At 50.7% G+C, this 11745-nt stretch carries 9 protein-coding genes; 5 read left to right on the plus strand and 4 right to left on the minus strand.

Annotation, left to right across the window (positions count from 1 at the left end; all coding sequences use genetic code 11):
* Positions 1 to 160: 160 nt before the first annotated feature.
* The 4 genes from FJQ58_RS06645 to FJQ58_RS06660 all read right to left on the minus strand — a co-directional run bounded on the left by FJQ58_RS06645 (position 161) and on the right by FJQ58_RS06660 (position 4610).
* A complete protein-coding gene (locus tag FJQ58_RS06645) occupies positions 161 to 1273 on the minus strand; it encodes a GntR family transcriptional regulator (protein WP_139991639.1) in 1113 nt (370 codons plus the stop codon).
* Positions 1274 to 1540: 267 nt separating this feature from the next.
* Entirely contained in the window at positions 1541 to 2419 is an 879-nt protein-coding gene (gene galU, locus FJQ58_RS06650; RefSeq protein WP_139991640.1) for a UTP--glucose-1-phosphate uridylyltransferase GalU, read from the minus strand.
* A gap of 128 nt (positions 2420 to 2547) precedes the next feature.
* The gene (locus FJQ58_RS06655) at positions 2548 to 3939 is read right to left on the minus strand and encodes a HAMP domain-containing sensor histidine kinase (protein ID WP_139991641.1); all 1392 of its coding nucleotides are present in this window, start codon (positions 3937 to 3939) and stop codon (positions 2548 to 2550) included.
* On the minus strand, positions 3936 to 4610 hold the full coding sequence (locus FJQ58_RS06660; RefSeq protein WP_139991642.1) for a response regulator transcription factor: 675 nt from the start codon (positions 4608 to 4610) through the stop codon (positions 3936 to 3938). The genes FJQ58_RS06655 and FJQ58_RS06660 overlap by 4 nt, the downstream gene beginning before the upstream one ends.
* A 157-nt stretch (positions 4611 to 4767) precedes the next feature.
* Here FJQ58_RS06660 and trxB point away from each other — a divergent pair, with 157 nt between their 5' ends.
* The 5 genes from trxB (at position 4768) to FJQ58_RS06685 (ending at position 11721) form a co-directional block, all read left to right on the plus strand.
* A complete protein-coding gene (gene trxB / locus FJQ58_RS06665) occupies positions 4768 to 5712 on the plus strand; it encodes a thioredoxin-disulfide reductase (RefSeq protein WP_139991643.1) in 945 nt (314 codons plus the stop codon).
* Between the two features lie 247 nt (positions 5713 to 5959).
* Entirely contained in the window at positions 5960 to 7936 is a 1977-nt protein-coding gene (locus tag FJQ58_RS06670; protein ID WP_139991644.1) for a glycoside hydrolase family 13 protein, read from the plus strand.
* Positions 7937 to 8169: 233 nt separating this feature from the next.
* A complete protein-coding gene (locus FJQ58_RS06675) occupies positions 8170 to 9069 on the plus strand; it encodes a LacI family DNA-binding transcriptional regulator (RefSeq protein ID WP_274382320.1) in 900 nt (299 codons plus the stop codon).
* A gap of 188 nt (positions 9070 to 9257) precedes the next feature.
* Positions 9258 to 10535, plus strand: coding sequence for an MFS transporter (locus FJQ58_RS06680; RefSeq protein WP_162341353.1), 1278 nt, complete (start codon positions 9258 to 9260; stop codon positions 10533 to 10535).
* A 151-nt stretch (positions 10536 to 10686) separates the two neighbouring features.
* The gene (locus tag FJQ58_RS06685; RefSeq protein ID WP_139991647.1) at positions 10687 to 11721 is read left to right on the plus strand and encodes an ABC transporter substrate-binding protein; all 1035 of its coding nucleotides are present in this window, start codon (positions 10687 to 10689) and stop codon (positions 11719 to 11721) included.
* Positions 11722 to 11745 lie beyond the last annotated feature (24 nt).

An 11745-nucleotide genomic window follows, 5' to 3' on the forward strand; every position in this document is an offset into this window, starting at 1 on the left:
TGTCACGTATTTTTTTGGTTGTGCCAGGCACACCTTTCGGGAATCCGCGCATTAAGACAGGCCTAGTTTTGTGTCGCTGGCGCTGGCGTTGATTCACGTATGACAATGCTTTGGATCGTAGATTTTGTCCATGGTCTAGCCGTGCTGCTTCAAAACAGCACTAGCTTGGTATCGTCGGCGCTTGCGTTGATTCACGGATGACAAGCTTTGGATCGTAGATTTTGTCCACGGTCTGGCGGCGCTGCTTCTCTACCATGCCGAGCAGCAGCTCGACAGCGTCTGCCCCCATCTCGGTTTTCGGGTGGGCTACCGTCGTTAGCTTCACCTCGGTTGCCGTTGCCAGATTCGCGTCATCAAAGCCGATAATCGATAGATCCTCCGGCACAGCCAGCCCGATCTGGCGCACAATATCGAGCATGCGGACCGCTAATTCGTCATTGTAGCAAATGATGGCCGTTGGCCGCTGCTCCGCTTCCCGCTGAAGCATGGCGAACAGCGCCTGCACCGGCTTCTCCTGCTTCTCCTCCGTTGTGTAGCGTAGAAGAAAGTCCGGCGGAACCGTTAATCCCTGCTCCCGATGAGCCCGGAGAAAACCGCGCATCCGATGCACGCCTTGGAAATCATCCGTCTTAAAAAATCCCGCAATACGCGTATGTCCCTGCGCAATTAAATGCTCGGCAGCGCGATAGCCGCCCAACTCGTCGTCCACGCGCAGGCACGGCGCATCGACGTCGCTATACCGCTCATTGAGCATGACATAAGGAATTTTGAGCGCATCAAGCGCCAAAAAGTAATTAAAATTCGGATTTCCCTCCGCGCTTTTCGTTGGCTCGATTATAAGTCCAGTCAGTGGTTCGCGCAGCATTGACTCCAAGCTGTCCTTTTCTTTGTCCTTCTCATTGTCGGTGCTTGCCAGCAGCAGCCGTGCCCCAACCGCGCGCAGACTGGATTCCACGCCTCTGACAATCGTAGGAAAAATATAGTCGGAGATATGGGTCGTTATCATGCCAATCGTTATGCCTTGCGGCGAATTCCTGCGCTCTGGCGCCGACTGATCGGATACGAAGGTCCCTTTGCCTTGAGCGCGGTAAAGCCAGCCTTCCTGCTCCAAATCGCCCAAAGCCTGGCGAACGGTTTGTCGGCTCATTTCGAACTGCTTGCCAATCTCGTTCTCGGAAGGCAGCTTCTCATGCGGCTTGAATTGCGCCGTGACGATCCAGGATAAAATTTGCTGCTTTAATTGCATATATTTAGGCGTTTGCTGTTCCTTCACTTCACACCTCAGCTCCGTTAGTTGTATGCCTAGTAGTATAGCATATGCGAAACTTGTACGTACATGATCTTGTCCTAATCACAGAACAAGAAAACAACCATCCTCACAACAGACCTGCTACACCAAAAGAGCTCGCTTCTCGCTTATTTACCCTTCATCTCTTTCGTTCATCTTCTATAAAACAAAAAAAGAACCGCTCCAAAGCGATTCTTCCATCTTTATGGTCAACCTATGCGATTCTTCCTTGAGTCTCTCCACCATGATCCTCTACCTATGCGTTTCCTTAAGTCGCTCCAGCATATATCTTCGAACCTCTTCACCCAAGTCTGCCCGCTCCAGCGCAAAATCAATCGTAGCCTGAACGAAGCCTAGCTTGTCCCCCACATCATGCCTGCGGCCGTCAAAACGATAGGCCGACAGCGGAGCGATCCGGTTCAATTGCTGCAAGCTGTCCGTGAGCTGAATTTCCCCGCCCTTTCCTGGCGTCGCTTTCTCCAGTAAATCGAAAATCGCAGGGTCCAATACGTAGCGTCCGACTACCGCGTAGTTGGACGGCGCTTGCCCCGGAGCTGGCTTCTCAATAATATCGCGAACGCGCGCGACCTGCTTGTCGCTCTCGATATCAACGATGCCATATTTGTGCGTCTGATCCCAAGGCACCTCCATAACCGCGACGACGGAGGAATGCTGCTGCTCGTACACATCCATCATTTGGCGCAGGCAAGGCGGGTCCGATTTCAAAATATCATCCCCAAGCAGCACGGCGAACGGCTCGTTAGCAACGAAGCGGCGTGCGCACAGCACCGCATGCCCAAGCCCTAGCGGCTCCCGCTGACGAACATAATAGATATCTGCAAGCTGTGATATTTTACGGACCATCTCGAGCATTTCCTCGTTATGGCGTGCCTCCAGCTCCATTTCCAGCTCAGCCGACTTATCAAAATGATCCTCAATTGCCCGCTTGTTCCGTCCGCTGACGATAATGATGCTTTCGATGCCCGATTGAACGGCCTCTTCTACAATGTATTGAATGGCAGGCTTATCGATGATCGGAAGCATTTCCTTCGGCTGCGCCTTCGTAGCCGGCAAAAACCTTGTCCCGAGTCCCCCCGCAGGAATAATGGCCTTCCGTATGCGTTTCCCCATTTATGCTTCTCCCCTCATTCACCACATGAAATGCTTATCTCCTTCCATCATAACGAACCTGGTCTTGATTATCCAATCTTTCCTTATTTCCATGGCAGGCCATGCTCCCAAATCAGTTCATTCCGAATTTAACTCGCAGGAGGCGCAAGGGGAAGGCGGATGACAAAGCTTGCTCCCGCAAGCTGGTCCGCATCCGGGTCCAACACAATGCTTCCGCCATGAATGGATACAATTGTTTGTGCAATCGATAACCCGAGTCCGCTTCCCCCTTGGCTGCGGTCTCTGGATACGTCTCCCTTATAAAAGCGTTCAAACACGCGCTCGCGGTCTTCTTCGCTAATGCCAATACCCGTATCTGTCAGGCGAACGACCGCAAAGCCGTCCTGCTCGGTCAAGGAACAGAAAATTTTCCCGCCCTCTGGCGTAAACTTCATGCTGTTGGAAAATAGGTTCATCCACACCTGATTGAGCTGGTCCTGATCAGCCACGATGACCGTTTCTTCCATATAAAGCTCCAGTGTCTGGCGCTTAGCCAGCCAGTGCGGCTCGCAGGCCAAAACTACATCGCGCAGCTGGCGATCCAGCCGGTAGGTTTGCGGATGAAACGGATGCTGCTGGGAGTCCAGCGACGCCAAATTAAGCAAATTCTCGCTTAAACGGGACAGCCTCATGCTCTCTTGCTTAATGATGTTGATGTACCTTTCCCGCTCTGCTTCTGTGACTTCCTCGCTCCGCAGCGCTTCCGCAAAGCCGCCGATTGAGGTGAGCGGCGATTGAATCTCATGGGATACATTAGATACAAAATCCTGCCGCATCATCTCGAGCTGGGAGAGGCTAAGCGCCATTTTGTTCATGCCCTCGGCAAGCTCGCCAAGCTCGTCTCCGCGCCTCGCGGGCAGACGGACAGAGAAATCCCCTTCCGACATCCGGGTAGCCGCATTCGTCATCATCTTCAGCGGCCGCACCAAGTAGCGGGCTGCCACGAGAATTAGAACGCTGCCGACCAAGAGCAGCGTAACGAGCAGCGTGACAGCGGTCCATATGAAGTTGCTGTTTTGCGGAAAGCGATCCATCTGGACGAATAGCGCCCATTTCTCATTGCCAAACTGAACCAGCCTGCCGTAAGCAGGCGGCAGTGGCGGTCCGCCTTCTTCTCTATTGAATACTTCCAGTCTCACCGTACTGCCGCTAAATACCCTCGCCAGCTGATCATAAGTGAGTCTCTCCACCATCAGCTCGCTGCGATCACCAACTGCGACCAGTCGGTTGACACTGTTAATCGCTATAATGGACTGCCCTTGCAACGCGGACATTTCATTCAGAAACTCCTGCATGGATGACGGCTTGGACACGGCATATAGCTGTTCGATCCGATCGATCGACTTATCCATCTGATTGGGCAGTTGCCCCCTTGCATCCCTTTTGAACATTTGATTCGTAAATAAAAAAGCTACGCCGATACTAATGAGAACAATAATAAGAAAGGTAGCGGTGATCCTGACGTACAAGCTGCGAATCATGCCCATTCCTCCAGCCGGTAGCCTAGCCCGCGAATCGTGACGATACGGAACCGGTACTGTTCCTCGGGAAAACGGTCACGCAGCCTTTTGATATGCACATCAACCGTTCGCTCGTCCCCCTCGTAAGCCATGCCCCAAATCTGCTCGATCAATTGGTCGCGCGCAAAGGTTTTGCCAGGGTAGCTCGCCAGCTTAAAGAGCAGCTCGAATTCCTTCGGCGGCAGGGTAGTTCCCTCCCCTCCGGCAGTCATTTGAAAATCGGTTTGGTTCATGACGACTGCGCCGAACTCTACGGTTTGCGACGCGGTAATCCGGTATCTTTTGAGCAGCGCCTTTACCCTCGCTACCAACTCCGGCGGATCGAACGGCTTGACCATATAATCATCCGCGCCAAGCTCAAAGCCCTTCAACTTCTGCGTAGTCTCTCCTTTGGCTGTCAGCATGAGCAGTGGAATATCATAGCTTGCCCGCATGGCAGCGCAAAGCGCCCAGCCGTCCATCCGCGGCATCATCACATCAATAATCGCCAGATCGGCGCGCACCGCCTCCAGCTTGCTTAACGCGTCTACCCCATCTATGGCTTCAACGACCTGGTAGCCTTCTCTTTTCAAAAAAAGACTGACCAGTTCACGAATGTTCGGATCATCATCGGCAACGACAATTTTTGGCATAATCTGCTTCCTCCAGTTTGGCTTATGTAGTCGATTTAATCAGCATACCTCACCAACATGAACGTTACATGAACGATATTGACTTTATATCTAGATTGTAATAATTTTAAAGTAGTATTTATTATCTCAGTGAATTTGTGAATGGAGGAGAACATAGATGACATACAAAACGATTATTATCGGTACCGGCCCTGCCGGACTTACCTCAGCGATCTACCTTGCACGAGCGAACATGGAGCCACTTGTGATTGAGGGCTGGCAGCCAGGCGGCCAGTTGACAACGACGACGGAGGTTGAAAACTTCCCTGGCTTCCCTGACGGCATTCTCGGCAGCGAGCTGATGTCCAATATGAGAAAGCAAGCTCAGCGTTTTGGCGCAAAATTCAAAACCGGCTCCGTGAAAAGCGTTGACTTCAGCAAACGTCCTTACACGCTTGACGTCGAAGGCATCGGCGAGCTGCAAGCCGAGTCGATTATCATCTCCACAGGCGCTTCGGCCAAGTACCTCGGCATACCGGGCGAGCAAGAAAACATTGGCCGCGGCGTGAGCACTTGCGCAACCTGTGACGGCTTCTTCTTCCGCGGCAAAAAAATCATCGTCGTCGGTGGCGGCGACTCCGCAATGGAGGAAGCGGTATTCCTTACACGCTTTGCTTCCGAAGTAAGACTCGTGCATCGCCGGGAAGACCTGCGCGCATCAAAAATTATGCAGGACCGCGCACGCGCCAACGAAAAAATCGTTTGGAGCTTGAATCGCACACCGCTTGAGGTTGCTGCTACAGGCATGGGCTTGCAGGGCCTTAAAGTCCGTAACAATGAAACGGGCGAGGAAGAGCTGCTTGAGTCAGACGGCTTATTTATTACCATCGGGCACACGCCTAATACCGCCTTCCTTGGCGGACAAATCGATACGGACGATCAAGGTTATATCATCGTTAAGCCTGGTACTTCGGAGACAAACATCCCTGGCGTTTACGCCTGTGGCGATGTGCAGGACCGCAATTACCGCCAGGCGATTACGGCTGCAGGAAGCGGCTGTATGGCCGCTCTGGATTGCGAGCGCTACTTGGAATCCCAAGCTCATGAAACGGTGCTTGCGTAAACTTTTTTTTCAAAAACGGTCTAGTACAATACGTGCAATTTATGTATAATAAATGTGTTGAGAGTTACAATAGAAAGGCAATGCTACCGAAACCATATGTTCGCATGATGCTTCGCGTGAGCGGCGCCTGAACGTGTTATGGAAAAAGGTACAACCTCGGCTTTTATAAGCAGAGGTTGTACCTTTTTTCGCGTTTTCATCCTCTATTTTCTATTTTATTATCCCTTACTTTGAAGGAGCGATCTTGATGTTATTAGAAGCAGTCTATCACCGGCCAAAACAAAACTGGGCTTACGCCTATGACGGCAAAACGCTGCACCTCCGTGTGCGAACGAAAAAAAACGACGCCACGCTTGTGGAAGCAGTTGTCGGCGATAAATATGCCTGGGAGCAAACCTTAACGACCGTTCCGATGCGGATCATGTCCTCTGACGCACGCTTCGATTATTGGGAAACTGCGGTGATCCCCCCTTTTCGCAGGCTGCGTTATGCGTTTCGCTTAATAAGCGGCACTGAAACGGTTATTTTGACGGACAAAGGCTTTGAGGCGGAGCTGCCAGATAATTCGAATACGTTTTTTGATTTCCCTTATATTAATCCGATTGATGTGTTTGAACCGCCGGCATGGGTAAAGGATGCTGTCTTCTATCAAATTTTCCCGGAGCGATTCGCCAATGGCGATCCCTCGCTTAATCCTGCGAATGTGCTGCCATGGGGCGGCGAGCCGACTCCCCAAAACTTTTTTGGCGGGGACTTGCAGGGTGTGCTGGACCATTTAGACCATATCTCCGAGCTCGGCATTAACGCGGTTTATTTTACGCCGCTATTTGAAGCGACAACGAATCACAAATACGATACGCAGGATTATATGAAGGTCGATCCGCATTTTGGCACCAACGAGAAGCTTAAGGAGCTAGTTGATGCTTGCCACGCTCGCGGTATCCGTGTCCTGCTGGATGCGGTATTCAACCACTCCGGCAAAACCTTCCCGCCATTTGTCGATGCGCAGCTGCATGGCCAGCAATCGAAATATGCGGATTGGTTCTACGTGCGCGAATGGCCGCTGCAGGTGGTGAATGGCGTTCCTTCCTACGAAACGTTCGCCTTCGAGCCGCTAATGCCCAAGCTGAATACCGAGCATCCCGAGGTGAAGAAGTATCTCTTTGACGTTGCACGTTACTGGATCGAGGAAATTGGCATCGACGGCTGGCGGCTGGACGTTGCCAACGAGGTGGATCACCAGTTTTGGCGCGAGTTCCGTCAGACCGTTAAGGCCGTTAATTCCGAAGCTTATATTTTGGGCGAAATTTGGCATGATTCGATGATGTGGCTGCAGGGCGATCAATTCGATGCAGTCATGAACTATCCGCTTACGAACGCTGTGCTCGACTTTTTCGCTTACCAAACCATTGATGCTACAGCATTCACAGATGCGATCGGCGCCCAGCTTGCCGCTTACCCGCAGCAAGTAACGGAGACGGCATTCAACCTGCTCGATAGCCATGATACGCCGCGACTGCTTACGATTTGCGGAGATAACATCGGGGCCATGAAGCTTTCCTCCTTATTCCAACTAACCTATCCGGGCACGCCATGTATTTATTATGGGGATGAGGTAGGCATGAACGGCTCCGGTGATCCCGGCTGTCGCAAATGCATGGTCTGGGACCCTGCCGAGCAAGATGCCGAGCTGCTCAAGTTTTATCAGGCGGCTATCCATCTCCGCCACCGCTACTCCGCACTCCGCAGCACGGATATCCGCTTCGTTCATATTGGACAAGCAGGAGGAACGCTAGCTTATGAAAGACGCGAAGGCAAGCAGCGTATCCTTGTTGCCATGAACGCGCGCGCCGAAGCAGCAGACCTTCGCTTTGCCATTGAAGCGGCGGCGTCCGAGAACGGTTTAACGCCATATGTTGTCGAATTCACCGGCTTCGCCACCAAGCAAGAAGCAACCGCTGCGACGGACGAGGCGTTAAAAGCACCCGTCAGCACGCTTACTGAAGAATCAACCGAAGATTTGAACGCTGAAGCCGCGTTTGACGGTTCTCCGGCTGCAACGGCTGTACAGACAGAAATCAGCCATGAATCCTCATGGCGCGTATTGCTTTCGAGTACCAGTGACAAAACGGAAGGCACCTTAATCTCCAGCCATTCAGACGGCTTGCTTCAGCTCAGCCTCCCTGCTTACGGCTTTATTATTTTGGAGCAAACAACCGCATAACGAGTATTTGCCGCCAGGCAGTCCTACTGGGACTGCCTTTTCTTAATGCCAGCATGTATGTATCCGCACAGTAGCTCCACACAACAGAATCATTACAAAATTCAGTCCAGAAACCACTAGACAATAACTAATTTTTCATGCCATAATAACTTAAACGATTAAGTGACAATTATACGAATCCATTCCTGCGGCTAAGGAGCTGATTTCACATCAAAAAAGCAACGCTTAAGGACATTGCGAAGTCCGCCGAGGTTTCTGTCGCAACAGTGAGCTACGTGCTCAACAATGTGACGAATCAAACGATCCCGGAAGAGACCAAATGCCGGGTGCTTGAGGCTGCGAAACAATTGAATTACGTGCCCAACCTGGCCGCCCGATCACTCGTCAAACAAAAATCCGGCTTGATTGGCATCCTCATCAACAAAAACGAGGATGACAGCATCTGGCAGCAGCTCCGTTATGCGCAATTTGTCAGCCGGTTGGAGAAGCTGTTGTCAACGAAGGGCTACCATGTTGTGCTGTTTAGCCTCGATGCTTCCGATCCAAAGCTGGACATCATATCCGAGCGCAAGCTGGATGGCGTCTTTGTCGTAGATGTCAAAACGGAATATTTCCATCTGATTTCCAGCTACTTTTCTTCAGGCGTTCCACTGATCGTGATCGACAGCATCATCGATGACCCTTTATTTTATAAGGTTAATTATGATTATTCCGCCGTATTCACGCACGCATTTACTAGGGCAGAACTGCAGCACGGCTACCTCATTGTCGACAGCTTCAATAACTCCGAGCTTGTAGACTATATTTGCAGCAGCTCAGGGATCGATCAACGTTCCATTCATATCTTAACCAATGAATCGCAGCTTCAAGCTTTCCTTAGCCGAAATGATCATAGACCTGGCATTATTCTGGGTGAGTTCGCTGCGCTTGCCGCAGCTAAATTCACAGATCCCGCTGCGTTCACTGTTATTTGTACAGCGGACTGCCCCGAGATCCTCCCACCATCAGCAGCACGGATAGCCTTTCAAACCGGCAAAGCGGAGGAAGCTTTCAAGCTCATGCTGCAGCTGCTTGTGAATCCGATGCAAGGGCCCGAAAACAAATACCTGCATGTCAAACCCTCTCAATCGTAACGCCGTAATAGCAATTCAACCTGCCACTTCCTTTATCTAATCGAATCGTCCTACACATGAGCAGAGTGATCTCTGCTATTTTCCACGATAACTTAAACGTTTAAGTACCATTCTTTAAAACAAGCCATGGATTGAGCTTATGCCCTTCCATATTCCTAATGGCAAACCAAAATCAGGAGGAATCCAACATGCTTGAATTAGCCAACAAAACAAATGAAGAGCAAGCAGCTCTCGCGCAGCAACCGTCAAAGAGCCTGTCCATTTGGCGCAACCGCGCTTTTCTCGCCGTCTTCTCCAGCTACAGCCTCTCCTTGCTCGGAAACACCTTTCACAGCATCGCCATCAATCTATGGGTACTGCAAACGACCGGCAGCGCTAAGCTCATGTCGGCCGTACTTATTACGCAGTTAATTATTAATATGGTATTCGGCTCATTCGCGGGCACGATTGCCGATCGTGTGGATCGCCGCAAGCTGATGTGGGTAACCGATATCGTCCGTTTTTTCCTCGTAGGCGCTATGGCGGTCCTTATTTATTTGCCTGATATTCCATTTTTCTATATCGTTCTCCTATCCGGGCTTGTCGCTTTTGTCGGCGTATTTCGCAGCCCCGCCTTTCAAGCCTCGCTGATCGAAATCGTCGGCAAGGAACAGCTCACCCAAGCGGTCGGCGCTATCAGCATCTCAGATAATATGACCCGTATTATGGGCTATGCGCTCGGCGGTATCGCCGTAGCATTCCTCGGCGGAGCATTTGCAATCGCCATCGATGCCGCTGCGTTTCTCGTATCCGCTCTATTGCTGCTATTCGCAGGTATATTCCCTTATGCAGCAGCAAAGGATACGAGCAAGCCGCAAGCGAGCTTTAAACATGACCTGACCGATGGCTTCCGTTATGTCTGGAACAATCCCTTCGCCAAAGCTGCCGTCCTTTTGCTGCCGCTTGTCATGTTCTTCTTCCTGTCCACCTTTATGCTCATTCAGGTCATGGTCGTTCAGGTATGGGAGGCGAAGCCCATCATTTTCGGCCTCATGGAGGCTTGTATTCCGATGGGCTACGTCATAGGTTCTATACTCATCATGCGGCTCGACCAACGATTGAAGCACCGTGGCAAATGGATATTGGGCAGCGTATTGCTCATGGGTCCCGCTTTCGTTGCCATCGCCCAGATGCCTTCGGCCGCCATCGCATTACCGCTCATCCTGCTGGTCGGATTCCTCTTCTCCTTTAGCACGACAATTATTTTCATTGCCCTTCGTGTGGCCATCGAACCAGCTTTACAAGGAAGAGTATTTGGGCTGATAGGCGCGTTGACCAGCGTCACGCCACCGATTGGCCTCGCGATCTTCTCAACTCTATCTGACCTTTACGGACCCGCACTCATCATCACTTTAAGCGGCATCGCCATGTTCACGATCGGGATGCTAGCTTACCGAAAAATGAAGACGATACGTGATTTTAATTAACTTAACGTTATATTTTCTTACTTTAAACGTGATTTCCATGATATAACCAACTTATTGTTGTGTATTTTAGACGTTATTTATGAATTATAGGATTTTCATCATTTTTAAACCTGATAATATTAACGTATATTCCACTTAGGGGGCGAAACTATTGAAGAAAACGTTAGGTTTAATAACATCTCTAGTGTTGATTGTAGGATTGTTGGCAGCATGCGGAAGCACAAGCAAAGATGAAGGCGGTAACAAAGCGAGCACGAAGCTGGTCGTCTATACGCCGAACAGCGAAGACATCATCAATACCTTGATTCCTATGTTTGAGAAGCAAACCGGTATTACCGTCGAGCTCGTATCGGCAGGCACTGGCGAATTGCTGAAACGGCTGCAATCGGAAAAAGAGAAACCCTATGCCGATGTTATGTTCGGCGGCTCACATGCCCTATTCATGAGCAACGAAGAGCTGTTCGAGCCCTATGTTTCCCCCAATGACAAAAACCTGCTGGATGGCCATCACAATGAAGCAGGCTTCATGACCTCTTATATCTCAGACGCAAGCGTGCTCCTAGTTAATACGAATCTTGCTGGCGACATCAAAATTGACAGCTATGAGGATTTGCTTAATCCGCAGCTGAAAGGCAAAATCGCTACGGCAGACCCGGCAAGCTCAAGCTCCGCTTTTGCCCAGTTAACAAATATGCTGAAAGCCAAAGGCGGCGATTATACCTCGGAGCAGGGCTGGTCCTATGTCGGAGAGCTAATCAAAAACCTGGACGGAAAAATCGCAAGCGGATCAAGCGCGGCACACAAAAGCGTAGCCGACGGCGAGTATGTTGTCGCCCTCACTTATGAAGATCCGGCTGCTAGCTATATCAAAAGCGGCGCTCCTGTCAAAATCGTCTACCCAAGCGAAGGCGCCGTGTTCCTGGATGCTGTCGCGGGTATCGTAAAAGGCTCTAAAAACGAAGACAACGCCATGAAATTTATCGATTTCATCATTTCTCAGGATGCACAAGATGCCTTCGGCTTGGAGCTGACGAACCGCCCGCTCCTCAAGGATGCGAAGCTTGGCAGCCACATGAAGCCTATGAACGAGATCCAGGTCGTAGAGGAAGACGATGATTACGTACGTGAGCATAAATCGGAAATTATCGAGCGTTACACCGATTTGTTTACCAGCCTGCAAAATTAATACAACCAAGATGAGGTGACGAGA

The organism is Paenibacillus paridis (assembly GCF_006345825.1).
GTDB classification, from domain to species: Bacteria; Bacillota; Bacilli; order Paenibacillales; family Paenibacillaceae; genus Pristimantibacillus; species Pristimantibacillus paridis.